We start from the raw sequence: 21,343 nt of genomic DNA on the forward strand, positions 1-21,343 counted from the left end.
ATTTAATCAATATTTTCAATTATTAAGCTCCTTTATTATTCATGCTATTAAAGATATCTCTCTATTTAAAATTCAAGATAATTTAGGAATCCCCTCTCGAAAAATTTAAGCTTTTTCCTATTTTTCCCTCAACTATGCTTCCTGTTCGACGCTCCCTTAGAGGATAAGATAAATTATCCACATAAAAGATAAAACCAGCAATCAGAATAAGCACGACTTTTCTCTTACTCTGCTTGCTGGCTTAATGCCTTTTCTTTTTCCCTTCGCTAGTTGGGGATCAAGACAAAACAGCAAAACACGGTTTTTTAGTTGTTATTACTTTATATTTTTCTAAAACGAAAAATATACTTCCACTTTTAATATTAAACCTATTCGATATCCTATTTAAAATTCCTCTTGTAAAATTTAAATTTTTTTCTTATTTTTTCCTCAATTTATGTCCTAATCTGCCCTTGTTTTCCAGGATAAAATCTTTTTAGCTGGTGCAAATGGTGACAAAAAAACCATTTTCTTTTTAACATAAGTTACTCATAATCACACACAATATAATGCGTGCGTAATTAAAATGTGAGGGAGGTTTTTCACATGGCAAGACGGAGAGGCGTAATGTCTGAACAGTTAAAAATGGAAATTGCTAAAGAATTAGGGATTTACAATACCGTTCAGACGGAAGGATTCGGCTCCGTTCCGTCCCGGCAGTGCGGTAACATGGTGAAACAGGCGATTGAAATCGCGGAAAGAGCCATGTCCCCTACCCTGAAATAACCTTCAAAAGCGCACAAAAGCACCAGGGATGATCCCTGGTGCTTAATTTTACTTTCAAAATTTATAAGTTTCAAAAGGTTGAAAGTATAAGAGCAACTAGGACTTCCGCCGTCGCCAAAGGCTTGGCAAGCCAAGCTGTCTAATTAAAAATCTTTGTGAAGAGCCAGGAGCGTTTGATCCGGACGGCATGGGCGGGACATAATTCCTGGCAGCAAAAACAGCGAATGCACTTGTCTAGGTCTGCTTTCGGCCTGCCTTTTTCCATGGTAATCACGGAGGGAGGGCAGCTATTTTTGCACACTTCACACCCAGAGCAGAGGTCATGTTGAAACAAAGGCCGGGGAGTGAGCCAATTGTCTAGATAACGCTCCATCCATTTAGGAAATTTGCCCCGGTAAAAATGGATATTTCTTGTGGAGGGTATTTTAAAATCAAGGATTTTTAAATGGTCTAAGGCATCGCCTACAATATTTACCTGCCCGTCCGTCAATCCTCTTTTTTGGGCTACTACCAGTGTGGGCACCCGGTCCATGTTCAATCCGATTAATTTTGCCCCCACCCAGTCGGCTCCATAGGGACTGACACTCCCCACCAAAGCTTTTACCGGCCGGGGTGTCCCGGAAGAGGGACCCTCTCCTTCCATGCCCATAATGCCATCAATCAGGGAGAACCTGGGCTTGATTTTTTGGCAGATATCAACCAGCAACTGGCAGAATTCTTCCTGCCCGGGCATTTTCAAGTGATACTCCGCTTTCATTAGCCCCGGTATCACGCCAAACAAATTTTTTACCGCCCCGGTAAAAACCGTCATACCATGAGTTTTTAGTTTGCCCAGGCTGATTAAGCCGTCGGCGCTCCACATGGCCCGGGACAGGGTCAGCGATTTGACGAGAGAACCATCTTCTACAGGAACAGTAATCGTCTCCACATCATAATTCAAGGCACAGCCGGTTTTCGCGGCGACCTCCTCCATGCCTGTGGATTTATAAATCCCTTTTAGCCAGAGCGGGGTAAAAGGCCCCCCTGGACTGTCGCCGATCACCACCCGGCAGCCTGCCTGCATCAGTTCCTTTGCAACCGCTTCCACCACAGCAGGGTGAGTGGTCACGGCAGCCTCAGGTTTCTTTTTCATTAAAAGATTTACTTTTAAAAAGATGGTTTCCCCGGGACGGAACAGGTGAGAACCCCCGCCAAAGGCAAGAAACATGCGGTGTACGGCATGGTCGACCTCTTCCTGCCGGTATGAATCGCATCGACCTAAAAAAACAGTCTCCATGATAACCCCCTCAGAGCAGGGAACCTGCTGCGCTAGATGACCCACCGGCTGCTCTTGCCAAAGGACTCAGAACCTAAGGTCACCCGGATAAATGATTGAATTTGAGACTTCGATCAAGAAAGGGAATAATCCTGCTTTTATCATCTCCCTTTATAAATCCAATTATGACTGTGTATTACAATATCTTGCTTTGCTATAGGATTCTGCCCATTCAACGGCTTCAGAGACGGCAGGCACGGTTGCACCGGAACACCTTTAGGCATCGAAAAAGGAGTCCGCCAGGACTCCCTTCTTTATTTCACTTACTAACTGCTGCTGTGGCAGCTGTCTTTGTCCGTACTGCTATGGGGGGTGTGGTGTTTGGCCTGATGGTGTTTCGACTTTTCCGGGCAGTGGGGCATTTGCTGCATCATCGGGCACACGGGCATCATTCCCATGGGGTCCATTTGTTGCGCCATCGGGCCCATCTCCATTTGCTGCGCCATCTGACCCATAGGCATCATTTCCATCTGCTGCCCCATCTGGCCCATAGGCATCATTTCCATCTGCTGCCCCATCTGGCCCATAGGCATCATTTCCATTTGCTGCCCCATGGGCATCATGGGCATCATCTCCATTTCCTGGGCCATGGGCATCGCAGACATCATCTCCATTTGCTGCATCATCGGGCACGTGGGCATCATGGACATCATCGGACACATTTGCATCATCGGCATCATGGGGTAATTTTGCTCCATCATTGGCTCCATAGGCATTTCCTCCATGATCGGCTCCATGGGCAGTTGGGACTGTGCTTCCGTTTCGGCCAGGGGCGCCGCAGGCATGGGAGAAGGTTGTTCCGGCGGGCTATAGTAATATTTCTTTTCCACAACCTCTTTTTCAACAGGGACTTTTACTTTATGGCCGGGAGAGATTTTGTCAGGATCTGAGATATGTTTATTGGCAGAAATCAGTTTTTGCAAGGGAACACCAAACATTTTCGCGATCTTAAACAAGGTATCCCCTGTCTTAACCACATAAATCATTGTTTGCAGGTAATTCGGCCCTTCCTCTTCCGCCCCGGACACTTTTGCAGGCATAGGGGCAGGCGCCACATGACTAGGTGCCACTTTACTTGGCGCTTCATAAGCAGGTGCCACATAACTAGGTGCCGCTTTGCTAGGTGCCTCATAAGCAGGTGCCGTCATCATCGGCGCTTTGGGAGCAGTGTTTTTCATGCCCGCTTTTGTGATCGCCTGATAATTGACGTTCTGGCTCATCCCTCCGCTCGGTATATACACCGGCATATTCACGTCAATCTTGTTGGGATCGGCTATTTGGGAATTGGCGGCAATCAGGTCTTCCAAGCTGACGCCATATTTTTTGGCGATCAGCCACATGGTATCTCCTTTTTTGACTACATGCACATTGGATTTTCCAGGAATATGAATCATAAGCCCGACTTGGATGTAGTCCGGGTCAGCAATGTCCGGATTGGCCGCAATTAAATCCTCCAGGCTGACACCGAACCTTTTCGCAATAAGCCACAAGGTATCCCCTTTTTGAACCTTATAGTCCACTTGTCAAGTCCTCCTTTCAATGATTTTCAGTACAATATATGCGGACCAAAATCAATCGTGACACGGAGGACAGACCGCCGGTAAAAAAGGACATAGATGGTCCCAGCCGGGATCGGTAGGGATCCGTTCCCTGGGACCGGGGTTCGGGAAAAGAAAAATGATCTTTTCGTTTTTCGGCAATAATAAAAAGGTAGTGCCGCAACCGAAGGGCAAGAATAGGCGAAAACTTATGGAGGCGAATGGAATGAAGGACTTCATCCCCAAAAGAGTTTATTTTGAACAGAAGGCCCTGGACTATCCTTTGGGCCGTGAGTTGTGGGCCCGTTTCCGGGATTTAAACATTCCCCTGGAAAAAATCACTTCACACAATAGGATCAGCGGGATCCCGGGTAAAACTCCTCATGAAGCATACCGGGAGGCCAAAGCCACCTTGGTGGTCGGCGTAAGAAAAACACTCAAGTTTGAAGGCTGTAAACCTTCGGCCCATTACCAAATCCCTCTTGTAACAAGTTGCCCGGGCAAATGTGAGTACTGCTATCTCCAAACGACCTTAGGGAAAAAACCCTACATCCGGATTTATGTGAACCAGGATGAAATACTGCACCAAGCTGCGCAATATATTGAGGAAAGAAAACCGGAGATTACCGTTTTTGAAGGTGCCGCCACCTCGGATCCCTTACCTGTGGAACCATACGGCGGGGCCCTGGCCAAGACCATCGAATTCTTCGGGGAACAGGAATTTGGCCGTTTTCGTTTTGTCACCAAGTTTGCCAATGTGGATCCCTTGCTGAAACTGGCCCATCAGAACCATACCCGTTTTCGTTTCAGCCTGAACAGCGATGAGGTCATTGGGAACTTTGAACATGGCACGCCGCCGTTACGCGAGCGGATTGAAGCGGCCTCCAAGGTTTCCTACGCCGGCTACCCCCTGGGCTTTATTATTGCGCCGATTCTGATTTTTGACGGCTGGAAAGACCAGTACCGGACGCTACTCACGCACTTGAAACAGCAGTTGTTGCCCTCTGCCCTGGATGATCTGACCTTCGAACTCATTACCCACCGTTTTACCCAAAGGGCAAAAAAGAACATCCTGGACCTATTTCCCGACACAAAGCTGGTGATGAAGGAAGAAGAACGGCGGGTAAAATACGGCCAATTCGGCTATATCAAATACCTTTATCCCAAAGAGGACTATGAGGAATTAAAGGCTTTCTTTTTAAGGGAAATTTCCCAGGTCTTTCCCCAGGCGAAAATCGAGTATTTTGTCTAAAAGAGGTAAAACATGAAAATACGCTTAGGCTACGCGGCCCTCAGCCTTCAATTGGAAAATTGTTCTCCGGCCAAAACCGTCACCTTTAAAACCTATTCCGGGATAGCGGACCAGGAAGCCCGGCTGGACAAACTCCGCCGAGTAGCCCGGCAAAATATCGAGAATACGTTCCGGGTGCTGCGGTACAATACCGCCCATGATATTCTGCTCTACCGTTTTTCTTCCCAGATCATTCCTTTAGCAACTCATCCTTTGGTGGAAGATTGGGATTACCTGAGGGAATTTGCCCCTGAACTTCAGGGCCTTGGCCACTATTGCCGGGCTCATCATCTGCGGGTCAGCGCCCATCCGGACCATTTTACCGTAATAAACAGTCCCGATGAAGCTGTGGTAGCGGGTTCCATCAAAGACTTAGACTATCATGCCGGACTTTTTCGGGCCATGGGACTGGACAAACAGACCAAAATGGTGCTCCATATCGGGGGACGGTATCAGGATAAAACCGCGTCTTTAAAAAGGTTCCTTGCCAATTTTCAGATGCTTCCATCCCATATTAAAAGCCGATTAATGCTGGAAAATGACGACCGGTCTTACTCTGCGGGCGACGTCATTGAAGTGTGCCGGAAACTGAAGGTTCCCATGGTATTGGATGTCCACCATCACCTGGTCCATCACGCCGGGGAACAGCTTTCCCGCCTGTTACCCCAGGTCTACGCCACCTGGACCCATCAAATTCCCAAACTTCATTTTTCCAGTCCCCGGTCCCCGGAAAAAATCCGCTGCCACGCCCAGGAGATTGACCCGGAATCCTTTTATCACTTTATCATGACGGCGCGGGAATTTAACCAGGATATCGACGTGATGCTGGAAGCGAAGAATAAAGATCTGGCCCTCTTCGCCTTGGTGAAAGAAATGAGCCGGAAAAAAGGGGTAACCCTGATCAATGAAGCCATGATGAGGATATAAAAAAAGCCCCAAGGGCTTTTCTGGTTCCGGATGATCATGAAACCTTTTTTTAGGGGGCGCTTTCTGTTTTTTCCCGGTCAATTTCAGCAATCATCATCTTCAGGTCATCCGCCCCAAACCGGTATCTTTCCCCGCAGAAATGGCACAGCAGCTCCGCCTGCCCCTGTTCTGCCAAAATCGTTTTCAGCTCTTCTTTGCCAATGCCCTTAAGAATATGGGCCAAACGTTCCCGGGAACATCGGCACTTAAAGGCCACGGGGTGTTTCTCCAACACCTGAACCCCCATACCTTGCAAGACTCGTTCCGCAATTTGTTCGGGTATCATCCCTTCATCAATCATCTGGCTCACCGGAGGAACCTGTCCAATATTTTTTTCCAGCTGGCAAATCTCTTCTTCCGTCGCCCCCGGCATGATCTGCACAATATATCCCCCGGCCGCTTTTACCGAATGATCGGTTTCCACTAGAACCCCTAAAGCCACCGCCGAAGGCGTCTGTTCAGATTCCGCAAAATAACGGGTCAGATCTTCCCCGATCTCCCCGGAAACCAGCGGCACGCTTCCTGAATAAGGTTCCTTCAGTCCTAAATCTTTAATCACATAAAGAAAGCCGTTTTTTCCTACGGCCCCGCCCACATCCAGTTTTCCCGGACGCTGGCTGGGCAGATGGGTATGAGGATTCTGGACATAGCCCCGGACTTCTCCTCGGGCATTTCCCACTACCACCACCGCCCCTAAAGGCCCTTCCCCCATCACCCGCAAAGTAAGGGTGTCTTCCCCTTTCAAATTTAATCCCATCATCACCCCGGCGGTGAGCAAACGGCCTAAGGCAGCCGTAGCCGTGGGATAGGTATCATGACGCCGGCGGGCTTCCTCACATAAATCCGTCGTTGACGCCACCCAGCAGCGCACCTTTCCTTCTGCTGCCGTGGCCCGAATGCAGTAATCAGACATGCCCATATTCATTCCTTTCCTTGCCTTACATCATATCTTCCGTTTCTTAACTTTTTTGTCCGTGGGGCTGAAAGTGCATCAGTATCTCTACCACTTCCGACCTGCTGCCGATCCGGATCGGCGGTCCCCAGGTACCGTACCCGGAAGAGACGATCACCTGAAGATTTCCTTTGCGCAAGTATCCCCAGTCATTTTCAAAAATTCGCGCCGTAATCCAATTATTGGGGAACAGCTGTCCCCGGTGGGTATGACCGGATACTTGCAGGTCAACACCCAGTTTTTCTGCTTCCCCCAGGTTTTGGGGCTGATGATCCAGTAAAATAACGGGAAAATTCCCGTCCACTTCATGCATGAGTTGGGACAATTCCTTACGGCCGGATCTGGAAAAGTTTTTTCCGGACGCATCATCCCGGCCCACCAGATAAAAACTGTCCGCCACCATGAGAGCCTCATCCCGCAGCACGCGAACCCCGGCCTTTTCTAAATGCAGGATGGTCTCGTCCACTTCCCGGCTGATATATTCATGGTTGCCTAAAACAGCATACGCCCCATATTTGGACCGCAGCTTAAGGAAACAATCATCTATTTTTTGCTCGGAAAACACGTCCACATTTCCATCCACGGTATCTCCCACCAATAGGACCAGGCCTGGATTCCGGTCATTGATCAACTGCACCAGTTTCTCCAAGCGCCTTTCCCCCACAATTTTACCCAAATGGATGTCCGATACCATCAGGACGCGGAGGTTCTGAAGAGGCCCGGCAGCTTTTGGAATGGTGATTTCATAAGACCGCATCTGCGTATGATTGGCATTCCATGTACCATACACTTGAATGCCGATGACGATCATCAATATCCCCAGGGCCAGCAACCGGTCATACCCGAGGAAAAACACCCCTTCCCCCGGAATCAGGCCGGTCCAGCCAGCCACTATTCGTACCAAGTCGAGAGCAGCAATGATGAGCAAGGAATAAAACATCATCCCCATCCAGTAAGCGCCTACCCAGGTAAGGACCAGGCCGACCTGATAGGGAAAAAACCTTTTCCCGATTTGAACAGCCACATTGGACCACACCACGATCCAAAACAGGCTCCAATAAAGCCACCCGGATAAACCGGGAAGATACCGAAAAAGATATTGCCAGCCCCGCAGGCCCACATAGTAATTGATCAGACCGTAGAGGGCAAGAAAAATAGCAATAAATATCCAAAAGTACCACTTCACGCCGCGTTATTTCTCCTCCTGATGCACAGTTAACTTTTTCTCCTGGATCAATTCCAAACGCTCCCCGTCAGGCCCGGAGAAAAAGATCACTTTCTTACCGTCCAAAACCTCCCGGGGCGTATCAGACAACAAAGAAACACCCAGTTCCTTTAACCGGATCGTCTCTTTTTCCACATCATCCACTTGAAAGGCAATATGATCGACCACTCCGGCAGCGCGCCATTCCGGTTGCCCGGTTAAATGCTGGATCAATTCCAGGGTTCCCTGGCCGGATTTCAAAAATACCACTTTTATTCTGGCATCTTGAAATTGGTCAAGGATTTGGCAGCCGAGAACCTTTTCATAAAAAGAGGCGGAGCGCTCACAATCTTGCACGGTCAATCCCACGTGGGCTATTTCCCGCATAGCAACACCCCCTAATCACTTTTTTCAAACCAGCCGGAGGGCAAATTCCGGACATACCGGGTTACAATACCCGCATAAAAGGCACAACTGATGGTTTACCTCCGCTTTCCCATCGTGCAGGGAAAGCGCCTGATTCGGACAAGCGTCTAGACAGGTGCCGCACCCCTTGCAGAAAGAAGCCACCAGCAACTTTTTATTGATTTTGTGGTCAACGGCGAGCCAATCTCCCGGGGCCACATTATTAAACAGCTTCAGATTCACCTCAAGTTCTTTGGCATTGACCATGCCCACGGCAACGGAAGCAATCCCGGGAATATCCCGCACAAAATCAAAAGCACTTTTCAACTGGCCGATTAAGTGCCCTCCCCCCAACGCCTTCATGGCATAGATGCCTTTACCCGCCTGATGCACCTTGGCGATAGCCGACAACATGTCGGTCACACTTCCCCCAATGATGCCCAAGCCGGTTTGATTAATGATAGGAAAAACCACATCAATATCATCCACCTGAGCCGCCCGTTCCACCGCTTCTACCGCATGTGTGGAAATACCTACCGCCCGGACCAACCCTTTTTTTCTCAAATCCTTTAAACATTGCAGGGCTCCTTGTCTCTCCTCGAACACCGATGCCTCCACCCGGGCTGCATGAAGATGAAAGATATCAATGTAACTCCGGCCCAGGGCCTCTAAAGCATCATAAACCGCCTTTTCCATCTTTTCATACGTGTCGGCCGCCGATTTTGAGGCAATAATGATTTCCTTGTCCCACCCCTCCAAAGCGGCCCGGATGGGTGGGTAAGTTTGGTAAGCCTCCGCCGTGTCCAGAAAATTAACGTCTTGCTCCACCGCGGAGCGGATTAATTTTGCCCCCTCCGGCACAGGCAAATTTGCTTGCAGGGGACCCATGGGTAAGATTCCAAAACAGAGTTCGGAAACTTCTATCCCTGTCTTTCCTAACATACCCTTTTTCATGGATATTATTTCCTCCTTTTTCCGCTGATCCTATTTTCCTTGACCCTTTACCGGCGCAGCGCCTGCACCGGCGGCACTAAAGAAGCAGAAACAGCCGGATAAACGCCAAACAACAGGCCGGAACCTAAGGCGACCAAACAGGAAATTTTGATCGCCTGAAAACTTACCGCCGTCTCAAAGCCATAACGGCCGAAGACGTTCAAGCCCCAAATGCCCCCGGCCACACCGGCAATGGCGCCAATGCCGCTGAGATAGAGGGCCTCCGCCAGAAACTGGGCAATCAAATCCCCCTGTTTCGCACCGATGGCCCGGCGCACGCCAATTTCCCCGGTGCGCTCCGTTACGGCAACCAGCATGATATTCATAATCCCCAGCCCGCCCACTAAAAGGGATACGGCGGCAATGCCGCCCAGAAGCAGGGTCATCACCCGGTTGGCTTTATCCGCTTCCTGCACCAGTTGATTGAGACTGGTAATGCTGATGGCATCCTTTCCCTGGGACAGCACCGGCGGTTGGGACTGGTCGGAGGAAGCCTTTTCCGAGGATGCCGGTGCCTCTTGTACCGTCCCTGTCTGCCCCGCCTGATTTCCCGTCCCTGGGGTGACGATGGTGGGAGCATGCTGGTCCAGGCCTAATTGGCGCCGGAAAATTCTGCCCAGCTGCACCACGGCTAAATCCGCATCATCCGCCGAAGCGGCTTTTGCCCAGATTTCCCCCACCGTCTTTTGCTGGGCAATCTTTTGAGCCGTAGTATAAGGGATGACAATCTTATCGTCAATCCCTTCTCCTTTTCCCGCCCCTTTGGGGCTCAAGACGCCGGCAATACGAAATGTCAGCCCGTTCAAGGTAATCGTCTGTCCCACGGGATCCCGCCCGCCCAATAAATATTGTCCCACATTATACCCTAAAACCGCAATAGGAGACCGTTGCTGGACATGGAGGGCGGTAAAAAAATGTCCGGCAATGAGGGGGTGGTCCCGGATCAGGGAAAACTCATGGTTCACCCCAATCACGTCGATATTGCCCCGGGCTCTGCGCCAGCGCATCACGACATTGGCATTGACGACGGGCGTGGCCATTTGCAGGCCGCTGACCCGCCCCACCAGCTCCTGGGCCTCTTCCGGCTCGAACTCGACGCTGGGATCCAGGGCTTTAATGACAATGACATTGGAGCCCAGGCTCTGAAACTGCTTCATCACGGCCAACCGGGCTCCCTCACCGATGCCCATCAGGCTTACCACCGATGCGACACCGATGCTCACGCCCAAAATGGTTAGGGCGGAGCGCAAAGGATTGGCCAGGATGCCATGGCCCGCCATCTGGGCGCAAAACCAGAAGCGCACCCGGATACTCTTCCACCACCGCAAGAACTGCATCTTAAGCCCTCCCCACTTTACTTCCCATTTTGTTGCTGCCCATTGTTGCCGCCCGTGCCCCCCGTATCTCCCGTGTCGCCCGTGCCGTCCTCTCCATTATCCTGTTTCCCCGGGAGCAGGTTATCCGATTGGATCTTCTGGCTGGGCAATAGATCGGCTGAGCTTCCCGTAATCACCTTTTGCCCTTCCGTCAGGCCCTTCTTTACTTCCGCCATCTTGTCGTTCATCAAACCAAGCTCCACCGGCACCACCTTTGGAGTTCCGTCCGGCTGAAGCACCTCTACCTTGTTCTGGCCATCTTCCTGGAATACCGCTTCCAGGGGCACCAGAAGAGCATTCTTCACATTGCCCGCTTTAATATAGGCCTTGGCCTGCATGCCGGGCCTTAACTCCGGCCCCCCTTTCACCGTAATCGATACCTGAAACTGGGCCACCCCGTTTTCATCTTTGCCCATGGTAGCCACCTGATCCACTTTTCCCTCAAATACCTTGCCGGGAAGAGCATCCACCGAAACATCCACCGGGGCCCCCTGTTTGACCAGCAAAATATCCACATCATCCACCTGGGTCCAAATCTGCATATCCGAAGCCTGGTAAATACTCCCCAGCCACTCCCCAGGCTGGGCCGTTCCTCCCGCCTGCCGGCTCAAATCAGCCACAATGCCGTCCATGGGCGCCCGGACCTCCAGGAACCCCTCTTTGGCTTCCCACTCGTGCAGTTCCGCTCTTTTGCTCCGGATACTGGTTAATTTTTCATCAATGGTGTCCCGGACATCCTGTCCCGCCAGGGAAGCAATGGGATCGCCCTTTTTCACCGATTCCATCTTATGGACAAAGAGCTCCGTGATCACAGACTCGGCCTGGCTTAACACCCGCTGCTCATTGACATATTTGTCTACTTTCGAAGTATAGCGTAACCATCTGATATTCGTATAATCCACGGGTTTTTTCTTCGCATCCGCCGCGCTGATAAAACCAATGTTCACATGCATGTCCGGCCGCACCAATCCGGGATTTTTCCCTTCCAAAGTAACCCAGTAGACAAATTCATAATCCTCTACCTGGGAATTGGGCGCCTGGTCGCTGTCTAACTCCGCACTGGCCTCAGGAACCGGATTGGGGTTAATATCAATAATCTCCGCGGCAATAAAATCATTGAAGAAATCGGAAAAGCTGAGCACCGCCACCTGGTCTTTCGTCAACTGTTTATACTCCACCGGGGTCAGTTTGGCGATCACTTCAAACCGGGTATCATCCACAATCCGGGACACAATTTGCCCTTGGAGCACTTCTTCCCCTTCTTTATAATTCAAATCCATCACCCGGCCGTCAATGGGGGCTCTCAAGATGATTCCGGCATCGGGATCAACCTGGTCAATATCCTCCACAGAGATCCCCATCAGGCTGGCCAGGGATTTTTCTTCCGCGGCCAGATCCTCCCGGGCGGTTTCCAGCTTGGTATCCAGGTCGGGAGCGAGCAATTGGACCAAAACCTGTCCCTGTTTCACCAAGTCCCCCGGCTTCACCAGGACTTTATCAATAATGTAGCTGGAGATCCCGGAAGTGTCCCCATAACCGCCCGGCACCTGAATCCCGCCGCCCCAGTTGGGATTTAACGGTCCGGTGGCTTCTACCCCTACGTCTAAGTCGCCCTTTTTCACCGATTGGGTCGAGTAGACCGGCCCTTGGGCCTTTTGATCCGGCGGAGGCACCAACTGCTGATAGGCATAATATCCGCCCCCCAAAACAACGATTAAAATTACCACGATCATAGAAATGCGTGTGATCATTTGTTCTCTGCCTCCTCACCGGTTTCATTCTTATCCGCAGCGCTCCTGCTCTCCTCTTCGGGCAATCCCAGTACTTCTTCTTCGGCAATTTCGCCGTCTTTCAAATGGACAATTCGGTGGCCATAACTGGAAATGGCGCGATCGTGGGTTACCTGGACAATGGTCATGCCGATTTCCTGGTTCAATTTTTGAAAAATCCCCATAATATTCTCTCCCGTGCGGGAATCCAGCGCTCCCGTCGGTTCATCCGCCAAAATCATCTTCGGCTGCCCCACAATGGCCCGGGCAATGGCGACCCGCTGCTGTTCCCCTCCGGAAAGCTGGGTCGGCCGGTGGCGTCTCCGGTGCGCCAAGCCCACCGATTCCAGAGCCGCCTCCGCCAGCCGGTGGCGTTCCTTGGCCCCCATGCCCCGGTAGATCAAGGGGAGCTCCACATTGGCCTGGGCATCCAGATCGTGGAGCAGGTGAAAACTCTGAAAGACAAAGCCGATAAAGTTGTTCCGGATATCGGCCAGCTTACCGTCACTGAGCTTTTCCACTTGCTTTTCAGCCAGCCGGTAAGTTCCTGAACTGGGCCTGTCCAAACAGCCGACAATGTTCAGCATGGTTGATTTTCCGGATCCGGACGGCCCCATAATGGACACAAATTCCCTCTCTTTCACCATCAGAGAGATTCCCTTGAGCACCTCGGTAATCACGTTGCCATTTTTGAATTGGCGGGTGATATCATGCAACTCCAATAACGGCAAAAAAACCACCCCAATCGCAGAATTATCCATTTTTCGTATGTCGTATATAATCATACCAAAGTTATCCAACAAGAAATAGACGATGGAAAAATATTTTTTGTTCCAGTTCTTGCTAAAAAACTTTCCTACCCGCCTCTTCCCTTGACAAAAGACGAGTTGCTCCATTATGATAAAGACAAGCCCTTTGGGCTTTGGGAGTCCGGGTACCGGTATCCGGAAAAACTGAATACGATCAACGATGAGCGAGAAAGTAGCGTTTGATGGTGACAGTCAGAGAGCAGCCGGCCGGTGCAAGGTTTGCCGCACATAAAAACGCCAAATACACTCGGGAGTTTCCCTGTCAGCGCCTGTCACCCGTTATCGTGACCCAAGCGACATTGATCATGATGTAAGTAAGGTGGTACCACGGGTTTTCTCGTCCTTATGGGACTGGAAAACCCTTTATTTTTTAGGAAAAAGGAGCGTGTATAAAGTGACCAGCGTTTATGATATTCTGGCGGAAAGAGGATATGTGGAACAGGCTACCCATGAGGAGGAAATCCGGGCCCTTTTGGGCCAGGAATCCGTAACCTTTTACATCGGATTCGACCCCACGGCGGACAGTCTGCATGTGGGACATTTTATCCAGGTGATGGTGATGATGCATATGCAGCAAGCCGGCCACCGTCCCATTGCCATTATCGGGGGAGGCACCGCCATGGTGGGCGACCCGTCCGGCAAGACGGACATGAGAAAAATGCTCACCCAGGAGCAGATCCAGAAAAATGCCGCCTCATTTAAGAAGCAGTTTTCCCGCTTTATCGATTTTGGCGAAGGCAAAGCATTGATGGTGAATAACGCGGACTGGCTGTTGAATTTAAATTATATTGAATTTTTGCGGGATATTGGCAAGCATTTTTCCGTAAACCGCATGCTTACTTTCGAGTGTTTTAAAAACCGCCTGGAAAAAGGCCTCTCCTTTTTGGAATTCAACTATATGCTGATGCAGTCTTATGACTTTTTGGAGCTTTACCGCCGGTACAACTGTAAACTTCAGTTGGGGGGCAACGACCAATGGTCCAATATCCTGGGCGGAGTGGAATTAATCCGGAGAGCGGATGAAGGAGCGGCATACGGGTTAACCTTTAAGCTGCTCACCACCAGTGAAGGCAAGAAAATGGGCAAAACCGAATCCGGGGCGATCTGGCTGGATGGGGAAAAAACCTCGCCCTATGACTTTTACCAGTACTGGCGCAATGTAGATGACCGGGATGTGGAAAACTGCCTCTCCCTCTTGACCTTTCTTCCCATGACCGAAGTAAGAAGGTTAGGCGCTTTAGAAGGGGCGGAAATCAACAAGGCAAAAGAAATCTTAGCTTTCGAGGTCACCAAACTGGTGCACGGGGCAGAAGAAGCCCAAAAAGCCGCTCAAGCCGCGAAAGCCCTGTTCGGCGGAGGGGAAAACTCGGAAAACATTCCCTGCACCGAATTGACAAAATCCCGGCTGGCCGGAGGAATGGATATTCTAACGGTGCTCACCGAAGCCGGTTTAATCAGCTCCAAAGGAGAAGGCCGCCGCCTGATCCAACAGGGAGGAATTTATGTGGGGGATAACCGGGTGGAGGACTTTACCCAGATCATCTCGGAAAAAGATTTTCATGAGGGAAAACTGATGATCCGAAAAGGGAAAAAGATCTATCACCAGATACGTCTTATGGGATAATCAGATCGGTGCCGAAAAAGGCTGTTGACAAATAGCCAGCAGCCTTAAGCTCATCCAAAGTTTCCTCGGCTTTAACCCTTCACCTTCGGGGTAATTCTTCGGCCGATTTCCCCTAATTCATTCGTAAAGCTTGAAACCGGTGTACCACGGGCGACTCCCTGGTATACCTTTTTTAGTCTGGTCACCGTATCCATATCGGAAGTGACATAAACCGTTTTGATGCTTGGTTCAGTGGCTTTTGCCTTATCCAGACAATCTCTTTCCACCCTGTCGGTCTTGCTTTTTTCAATGTTTGCCGCCAAATCAAGTCCTACATAACAGGTGTTGCCGGACACCACCACCGTGGATTTTTTGACACCCGATACAGAGTCACATGCCTGGGCAATTTTTGTGGCCCGGGTTCTATCGGTGCTTGGCGTGGTCATTTTCTTTGACGGGGCCGGGACAGGGGCCGGAGTGGGGGCGGGCTTTTTCGCCGGTGCACAACCGCCGATAAACAAGGAAACAATGAAAAACAGGCTTAAAACCAGCGCTAAAACTCTTCTTTTCTTCATCAGTTTCACCTCTTTTCCTTGAGATTTCATTTTTATTATTTGGCGTATCGAAAAAAATATCCCGGTTCAGGTCTAACATTTATTGGCAGGGTCAGCGGTACGGAAGCCGTCCGGCAAAGGCTTTTGCGGTTTTCACCCTGAACGGATTTCCTGCTTTCCCAATTATTTATTTCTGGCCACAACACGGGGCGCCGGCTGATAGGCGCTTATTCCCATGTCTTTTTTTATTTTTTGGGTCTTCGTCGTTACCTCCACCCAGGAATGAACGGTAATACCCTGAGACCCGGAAAAAATCTCCTTTTCACTACCCTTAGGAAGGGAGGGATCATTCTGATACTCCGTCCAAAAGGGAGTTTTATCCAATACCTGGTGGATCCATTTGACCTGAGGCGGTCTGCTTGTGCCATAGAACGCCATATAAAGGGTTCCTCCCCGATTCTGGGCCCAAACGAGAATGGGCGCTCCCGAAACATTTTTAAATTTAAAATCTTTGGTGCCATAAGAGATGGTAGCATCCTGACCCGGCGGGACATAGGGTACGGTCATGGAGTGGGGATATCGCTCAATAATTTGCTGGTTGGCCAAAACTGCCACATTATAAATGACCGAAGCAATTTTACAGACCCCGCCTCCCATGGTAGAAACAATATGCCCGTCACGATACATGGGCCCCGGGAGAAATCCCCGCGCAGCGGAGCGCCGGCTAATTCTGTCATTTAAGGAAAAAACCGCGGCCGGTTTGACTACTGCGCCCGCCAGGTATTTGGCCCCTAATGAAATATTGTCCCGCTCATGGAGAATGGGGTCGGGCAGAACCGCAGAATAGCTGGCCATACGGATAAAAGTACCGTTCTCTTGGCACGCCTTGATAAAAGCAGGATCTTCATCCCAGAGCATGCCCGCCTCCTTGCTTCCCCCCTTTTCTTCCACCTGACCAGTCCTCTGAGGTGAAGGCGCCGGTTTTTTTTGCGGGCTTTGACACCCGGCCACAAGTGTCCCGGTCAGACACAATAAGGTACATAAAGAAACTGCCTGATATAATCGGGTTATTTTCATGGAATCTCTCCCTTATTAAGTCATTAGGCTTCGTTTTTTTAGTATTTTGGAATATTCAAAAATAATCCCGAATTTTATTGGGAAAATTAACGAAGTATACCAATGAAGCAACTGTTTATTACTGCTATTCACGGAAGCACGCCGTCAAGGAATGCCATGGTGAATAAGGAGCCTCTCGGGAACGGGATCATCTTTTCTCCTCCGAAGAGGTATGAATAGGACCTGTCCCGGATAACATAACTAGGCTGAGAATTGTTTTTGCCCCTATCTCAATCTGCTGGGGAGATGCTCTCGCTTTGGACGGCAGGGGCATATAAAGTATCTTACCTGTCGGGAGAGGGCGAAAAAAGGGACATTGGTCTACCATAATTATGAAATTCTACAAGGGGTGATGATATGTTTTCCAAATCTAAATCCGGTCTTCTAGCCTCTGTCCTGCTGGTTTGCTGTATCCTGAGTTTTGTGGCATCGGCATGCAGTCCGTCTAAAAAAATGCAGCCCACCGCAAAGCCGAAACTAGAGGTGCTTGGCTTCTATGAAAAAGGCTGGAACGACTTAACTTACGGTTACCCGTCTCTGGAAAAATACTATAAGGATATTAATATTCTTGTCCCCTACTGGTATACCGTCCAGAAAGACGGAAGCCTAGGGATTTCAAAAATAGGCTTTGAACAAAAAGTAGCGGATTTTGTCAATAAACACCCGCAAGTAAAACTGATCCCTCTGGTTAATAACGAAAAAGACAGTCTGGCCATGCTCTCGGATCAAGATATCAGAACCACGGCGATAAACAATATCGTCAAAAAAGTGACGGAAAACAACTATGCGGGCGTAAATATTGACTTTGAACTGCTGCCCAAAGAATACAAAGGCCACCTGAACAGTTTTATCGCGGAACTGGCCAAGAAATTAAAGGCGCAGAACAAACTCCTCCTGATTTCTGTTTTTCCCAAAGTGAACGTCTCGGAAGACGTTTCCGGCGCTTACGATTATAAAACCTTGGGCAGACAGGCGGATTTAATCACCATCATGACCTACGATAATCATTCCGACAGCTCCGGTCCCGGGTCCGTGGCCCCCTATGGTTGGGTGGAAGAAAATATCAAATTTGCCGCAAAATCCATCCCCAAAAATAAGATCGCTGTCTGCATCGGCGCTTACGGCTATGACTGGCCGGTACCTACCTCCGCCGGTGACATTGAGTACATCGGTTTAAAAGAAGCCCTGGACAGGGCACAGGAAAAAGGCGCCAAGATCCAATGGGATGACGACTCTCAATCCCCATTCTTTACTTATACCGCTGATAACGGCACAGAGCATAAAGTCTGGTTTGAAAACGGCTACAGTGCCGCAAAAAAGATCGCCTTAGCCAAAGAGCTGGGGATTCACGGGATTGCAATCTGGCGGATGGGATTTGAGGATGCGGAATACTGGAACCAGGTAAGAAAAGAGCTCCAGAAATAATTTTGACCCAGTAAATAAACCCCCAGATACCAGGTACAGCACGCCTTTGCACCCAGGTGCGGCTTACAGCCCCCGAGCAGAAGCGGATTGCCGGACAGGTATTGGGGGTTTTTTTACGCATAATTGGCGGAATGCGCCATATAATTATGGTGATTATGCCTTAGATCAACAACGCTTCTATGGTTATTGGCTCCATAAAAAGGAGGATTTTTTGCATGATCATTCTTTTATCAAAACGAACATTAATTGGCGTGCTAGTTGTTCTAATGACCGTAGGCTTTGTCGGGGGGGCCTTTGCTCATATTTCCCGGGAAAGAGGAAAACATGATTTCAGCGGTATCGTCTGGGCCGTAGACACTCCGGAAAAAGTAATTTCCCTGACCTTTGACGACGGGCCTGATCCCGAATATACGCCGATGATTTTAGATATTCTAGAAAAAAATGGGATTAAGGGCACTTTTTTTACCGTGGGAAAACAAGTAGAAGACTTTCCTGAAATCGCCAAAATGATTGTGGAAAAGGGAAACGAAATTGCCAATCATACTTATACCCATCCCCGGCTGAACCGGCTCAGAATGGATCAACTAAATGTCGAGTTAGAAAAAGCCCATCAAGCGATTGTGGCACAGACCCATGTAGCGCCTACTTTGTTTCGCCCTCCGGGCGGATTCTATAACGAGGCGATCGTTGATTTGGCCAAAAAAAAGGGCTATAAAGTGATCCTCTGGTCCTGGACGCAGGATACCAAGGATTGGGCTAATCCGGGAACCAATAACATCATCAAAAAGGTGCTGAAAAACGCGGAAAACGGGGATATCGTCATTTTTCACGATTGCGGGGGAAACCGGATGCAAACCATCAAAGCCCTGCAGCCGGTGATCGACGGACTAAAAAAGGATGGATTTAAAATGATTACCGTAAGTGAATTGCTTAAAAAAGGGGAAACCAAAGAAGTCCTCAATAAGAGCTTCTTTGAATAAATTTACCTCCGGATACCCGGAAGGGCACCCGGAGAAATCGGATGAACTGTAAAATTTGGTTCCTTAACAAAAAAAGCCCTTTTGGGCTTTTTCTTTTATTTATTGTTCTGCTAACAGACTATTGATAAACTGCTTCGCCGTCCTGCCGGAACGTCCGTTGTGCCAGCGCTCCCAATGGAGAGCCCTTTCTCTTAGCTCGGCCAAGGGCAGCGTAATGCCGTTTTTTTCTGCCAAACCGGCGACGATTTCCAAATATTTTTCCTGGTCCGGAGAAGTAAAAGTCACTGTTAACCCAAACCGGTCCGAGAGAGAGAGTTTTTCCGCCAGGGCATCGGCCGCCCGTACTTCGTCTCCCCCTTCTCTCTCATCCCAGGTTTCCTGAACCAAATGCCGGCGATTGGAGGTCGCATAAATGACCACATTATCCGGTAAAGTTTCCATACCACCCTCTAAAATATATTTTAAGTATTTATATTCCGTCTCGTTTCTTTCAAAAGAAAGGTCATCAATAAAGACGAGAAAACGTTGGGGATAGGCGCGCACACAGCGCATGATTTTAAGAAAATGGGGGAATTGAGCCTTATCCACCTCCAGCAGCCGTAGTCCCTCCGGATAATAGGCGTTTACCAGGGCTTTAATGGTACTGGATTTACCCGTTCCTCGTTCTCCGTACAGCAGAATGTTATTGGCCCGGTTTCCTTTTATAAAGGCCTCAGTATTATGGATAATCACCGTTTTTTGTTGTTGATAGCCGATCAGATCATCTAATCTTACCGGATCCGGATAGGGTATTCCCACCAGCCCTTGATCCGGGTCCCAGCGGAAGGAAGCGAACCATCCCATTTCTCCGCAGCCAAAAGCCCCATAAAAACCCATCAGATCCTGCACCAATTCTTCCGGCGGAGCAAGGGGAAAAGACCGGGTCAATGCGGCCACCCTTTCCGCATAAGGACCGTTGCCGGAGGGACCCGGGGAAGAAAAGCCCCGGGGATAGTATTCCAAAACGTCTACAATATCCGACGGCACCCAACTTCCCAATAAGCGGAAGTCCAGATCAAACAGCTCTTTTAACAGCCCCACATCGTGTACGGCCAAATGTACCAGGCCGGATCCGATATTTTTTCCCCTCCCCCAGGCGGATGCCCGGCTAAAAGGGTTCTCTGCCTGTACGATGAGCAAGGTCAAATAATGATGCCACAAATTATCTTCCCAGTGATGTTTCTCCGCCTCTTTGAGCAGGTCGGCACATATTTCAAAAAAAAGGCTCTCCCTTGTTGCGGATGGAACCGTTTCTTGATTTACCGCCCCCATCAGGTTCTGTACTTTTTTCATCAGAGAGTTTTCCCGCATATGCCGATACAGGATTAATTTTTCCGGATGGGTATGAATTTTTGCCGAATTCGTGATGGTATGATCTTCCCTCATGTCGTTAAAGCCCTTTCTTCTTTGTCTCTTAAAAAGTATTATACAATTTTTTTGGCATAAAATAAAAAAAATTTCCTTACTCCTGAATAATGGTATGATTTGCTGCACTCATCTGTCAAAAGCCGCTTGAAGAGAACCTTTTTTCATGCTACACTGAATATAATTTCAACTGAAAACTAAAATGGATGAGCTGAGATAGTGCCAATGAAGATGAGCTGAGATGAGAAGAGACGACTCGGAGCAATGGGGTGAGGACCGGTATTTTGTGCTGGTCTTTTTTTATTTGTATGGAGGTGGTTGTTTTGATCGTGCTCATCGACAACTATGATTCATTCGTATACAATCTTTATCAGTATCTCTTGGAATTGGGAGAAGAGGTTGTGGTATGCCGCAACGACAAAATTAGCTTGGGGGAAATTGAAGAAATGAAACCCAGCCATCTCATTCTCTCTCCCGGACCGTGCACGCCAAACGAAGCGGGGATTAGCCTGGATCTGGTCAAGCACTTTGCCCCCACCATACCCATATTAGGCGTGTGTCTGGGGCATCAAACTATCGGGCAGGCTTTTGGGGGAAAAGTGGTCCGGGCCAAACGGCCCATGCACGGAAAAGAAAGCCCCGTCCATCACGACGGTTTAGGGGTCTTTTCCCGCCTTCCCCAGCCTTTAAGAGTAGGGCGCTACCATTCTTTAATTGTAGACAGGGATACGGTACCCCATCACTTAAAAATCACCGCCCTGTCCGCTGAAGGAGAAATCATGGGTCTGAGACACACCTGCTATCCTACGGAAGGAGTGTAATTCCACCCGGAATCCATTCTCACTCAGGAAGGGCACCGGCTGTTAAGGAACTTTATC

The 21,343-nt window shown here is 49.4% G+C and carries 19 protein-coding genes; 7 read left to right on the forward strand and 12 right to left on the reverse strand.

What is annotated here, in order from left to right:
• Positions 1–585: 585 nt before the first annotated feature.
• The gene (locus tag DCMF_RS10440; protein WP_148134376.1) at positions 586–765 is read left to right on the forward strand and encodes a small, acid-soluble spore protein, alpha/beta type; all 180 of its coding nucleotides are present in this window, start codon (positions 586–588) and stop codon (positions 763–765) included.
• Between the two features lie 139 nt (positions 766–904).
• Here DCMF_RS10440 and DCMF_RS10445 read toward each other — a convergent pair whose 3' ends face one another.
• Both DCMF_RS10445 and DCMF_RS10450 read right to left on the reverse strand, forming a co-directional pair.
• Positions 905–2,041, reverse strand: a complete 1,137-nt coding sequence (locus DCMF_RS10445) for a DUF362 domain-containing protein (protein WP_148134377.1) — start codon at positions 2,039–2,041, stop codon at positions 905–907.
• 305 nt (positions 2,042–2,346) lie between these two features.
• Positions 2,347–3,600, reverse strand: coding sequence for a LysM peptidoglycan-binding domain-containing protein (locus DCMF_RS10450; protein ID WP_148134378.1), 1,254 nt, complete (start codon positions 3,598–3,600; stop codon positions 2,347–2,349).
• Positions 3,601–3,844: 244 nt separating this feature from the next.
• On the opposite strand from DCMF_RS10450, the gene splB reads away from it, so the two are divergent.
• Together splB and uvsE are read left to right on the forward strand one after the other, a co-directional pair.
• Positions 3,845–4,870 (forward strand): spore photoproduct lyase, encoded by a 1,026-nt coding sequence (gene splB, locus DCMF_RS10455; RefSeq protein WP_148134379.1) that lies wholly within the window; start codon positions 3,845–3,847, stop codon positions 4,868–4,870.
• Between the two features lie 12 nt (positions 4,871–4,882).
• A complete protein-coding gene (uvsE, locus tag DCMF_RS10460) occupies positions 4,883–5,836 on the forward strand; it encodes a UV DNA damage repair endonuclease UvsE (protein WP_148134380.1) in 954 nt (317 codons plus the stop codon).
• Between the two features lie 49 nt (positions 5,837–5,885).
• On the opposite strand, the gene hslO is transcribed toward uvsE, so the two are convergent.
• From hslO to DCMF_RS10495, 7 genes are read right to left on the reverse strand one after another with little or no spacing between them, the layout of a single operon-like run.
• Positions 5,886–6,788 (reverse strand): Hsp33 family molecular chaperone HslO, encoded by a 903-nt coding sequence (gene hslO / locus DCMF_RS10465; RefSeq protein ID WP_148134381.1) that lies wholly within the window; start codon positions 6,786–6,788, stop codon positions 5,886–5,888.
• 46 nt (positions 6,789–6,834) lie between these two features.
• A complete protein-coding gene (locus DCMF_RS10470) occupies positions 6,835–8,013 on the reverse strand; it encodes a metallophosphoesterase (protein ID WP_148134382.1) in 1,179 nt (392 codons plus the stop codon).
• A gap of 6 nt (positions 8,014–8,019) precedes the next feature.
• Entirely contained in the window at positions 8,020–8,418 is a 399-nt protein-coding gene (locus tag DCMF_RS10475) for a VOC family protein (RefSeq protein WP_148134383.1), read from the reverse strand.
• Between the two features lie 24 nt (positions 8,419–8,442).
• Positions 8,443–9,390 carry an aldo/keto reductase gene (locus DCMF_RS10480; RefSeq protein WP_148134384.1) on the reverse strand — a complete coding sequence of 316 codons (948 nt, stop codon included), beginning with the start codon at positions 9,388–9,390 and terminating at the stop codon, positions 8,443–8,445.
• A gap of 47 nt (positions 9,391–9,437) precedes the next feature.
• Positions 9,438–10,766, reverse strand: a complete 1,329-nt coding sequence (locus DCMF_RS10485; RefSeq protein ID WP_148134385.1) for an ABC transporter permease — start codon at positions 10,764–10,766, stop codon at positions 9,438–9,440.
• Positions 10,767–10,783: 17 nt separating this feature from the next.
• Positions 10,784–12,556, reverse strand: coding sequence for an efflux RND transporter periplasmic adaptor subunit (locus DCMF_RS10490; RefSeq protein WP_148134386.1), 1,773 nt, complete (start codon positions 12,554–12,556; stop codon positions 10,784–10,786).
• Complete coding sequence (locus DCMF_RS10495) at positions 12,553–13,305, reverse strand: ABC transporter ATP-binding protein (protein ID WP_236860240.1); 753 nt, start codon at positions 13,303–13,305, stop codon at positions 12,553–12,555. The genes DCMF_RS10490 and DCMF_RS10495 overlap by 4 nt, the downstream gene beginning before the upstream one ends.
• A 472-nt stretch (positions 13,306–13,777) precedes the next feature.
• On the opposite strand from DCMF_RS10495, the gene tyrS reads away from it, so the two are divergent.
• On the forward strand, positions 13,778–15,007 hold the full coding sequence (tyrS, locus tag DCMF_RS10500; protein WP_148137836.1) for a tyrosine--tRNA ligase: 1,230 nt from the start codon (positions 13,778–13,780) through the stop codon (positions 15,005–15,007).
• A 71-nt stretch (positions 15,008–15,078) separates the two neighbouring features.
• On the opposite strand, the gene DCMF_RS10505 is transcribed toward tyrS, so the two are convergent.
• Positions 15,079–15,561 carry a YhcN/YlaJ family sporulation lipoprotein gene (locus DCMF_RS10505; protein ID WP_148134388.1) on the reverse strand — a complete coding sequence of 161 codons (483 nt, stop codon included), beginning with the start codon at positions 15,559–15,561 and terminating at the stop codon, positions 15,079–15,081.
• A gap of 162 nt (positions 15,562–15,723) precedes the next feature.
• The gene (locus DCMF_RS10510) at positions 15,724–16,617 is read right to left on the reverse strand and encodes a VanW family protein (RefSeq protein ID WP_148134389.1); all 894 of its coding nucleotides are present in this window, start codon (positions 16,615–16,617) and stop codon (positions 15,724–15,726) included.
• Positions 16,618–17,013: 396 nt separating this feature from the next.
• On the opposite strand from DCMF_RS10510, the gene DCMF_RS10515 reads away from it, so the two are divergent.
• Complete coding sequence (locus tag DCMF_RS10515; protein ID WP_148134390.1) at positions 17,014–18,081, forward strand: glycosyl hydrolase family 18 protein; 1,068 nt, start codon at positions 17,014–17,016, stop codon at positions 18,079–18,081.
• A 215-nt stretch (positions 18,082–18,296) separates the two neighbouring features.
• A complete protein-coding gene (locus tag DCMF_RS10520) occupies positions 18,297–19,061 on the forward strand; it encodes a polysaccharide deacetylase family protein (protein WP_214659256.1) in 765 nt (254 codons plus the stop codon).
• Between the two features lie 99 nt (positions 19,062–19,160).
• Here DCMF_RS10520 and DCMF_RS10525 read toward each other — a convergent pair whose 3' ends face one another.
• A complete protein-coding gene (locus DCMF_RS10525; RefSeq protein WP_148134392.1) occupies positions 19,161–20,486 on the reverse strand; it encodes an ATP-binding protein in 1,326 nt (441 codons plus the stop codon).
• Between the two features lie 308 nt (positions 20,487–20,794).
• On the opposite strand from DCMF_RS10525, the gene DCMF_RS10530 reads away from it, so the two are divergent.
• Positions 20,795–21,286 carry an anthranilate synthase component II gene (locus DCMF_RS10530; RefSeq protein WP_472297460.1) on the forward strand — a complete coding sequence of 164 codons (492 nt, stop codon included), beginning with the start codon at positions 20,795–20,797 and terminating at the stop codon, positions 21,284–21,286.
• The last annotated feature ends 57 nt before the right edge of the window (positions 21,287–21,343 follow it).

It is taken from the genome of Candidatus Formimonas warabiya, from assembly GCF_002777255.1.
Taxonomy (GTDB): domain Bacteria; phylum Bacillota; class Dehalobacteriia; order Dehalobacteriales; family Dehalobacteriaceae; genus Formimonas; species Formimonas warabiya.

Bases quoted from the DNA above. Each gene is read 5' to 3' on its own strand.
- DCMF_RS10440 (WP_148134376.1), top strand. From the start codon at position 586: ATGGCAAGACGGAGAGGCGTAATGTCTGAACAGTTAAAAATGGAAATT.
- DCMF_RS10445 (WP_148134377.1), bottom strand. From the start codon at position 2,041: ATGGAGACTGTTTTTTTAGGTCGATGCGATTCATACCGGCAGGAAGAG.
- splB (WP_148134379.1), top strand. From the start codon at position 3,845: ATGAAGGACTTCATCCCCAAAAGAGTTTATTTTGAACAGAAGGCCCTG.
- uvsE (WP_148134380.1), top strand. From the start codon at position 4,883: ATGAAAATACGCTTAGGCTACGCGGCCCTCAGCCTTCAATTGGAAAAT.
- hslO (WP_148134381.1), bottom strand. From the start codon at position 6,788: ATGTCTGATTACTGCATTCGGGCCACGGCAGCAGAAGGAAAGGTGCGC.
- DCMF_RS10475 (WP_148134383.1), bottom strand. From the start codon at position 8,418: ATGCGGGAAATAGCCCACGTGGGATTGACCGTGCAAGATTGTGAGCGC.
- DCMF_RS10480 (WP_148134384.1), bottom strand. From the start codon at position 9,390: ATGAAAAAGGGTATGTTAGGAAAGACAGGGATAGAAGTTTCCGAACTC.
- DCMF_RS10485 (WP_148134385.1), bottom strand. From the start codon at position 10,766: ATGCAGTTCTTGCGGTGGTGGAAGAGTATCCGGGTGCGCTTCTGGTTT.
- DCMF_RS10490 (WP_148134386.1), bottom strand. From the start codon at position 12,556: ATGATCACACGCATTTCTATGATCGTGGTAATTTTAATCGTTGTTTTG.
- DCMF_RS10505 (WP_148134388.1), bottom strand. From the start codon at position 15,561: ATGAAGAAAAGAAGAGTTTTAGCGCTGGTTTTAAGCCTGTTTTTCATT.
- DCMF_RS10510 (WP_148134389.1), bottom strand. From the start codon at position 16,617: ATGAAAATAACCCGATTATATCAGGCAGTTTCTTTATGTACCTTATTG.
- DCMF_RS10515 (WP_148134390.1), top strand. From the start codon at position 17,014: ATGTTTTCCAAATCTAAATCCGGTCTTCTAGCCTCTGTCCTGCTGGTT.
- DCMF_RS10520 (WP_214659256.1), top strand. From the start codon at position 18,297: ATGATCATTCTTTTATCAAAACGAACATTAATTGGCGTGCTAGTTGTT.
- DCMF_RS10525 (WP_148134392.1), bottom strand. From the start codon at position 20,486: ATGAGGGAAGATCATACCATCACGAATTCGGCAAAAATTCATACCCAT.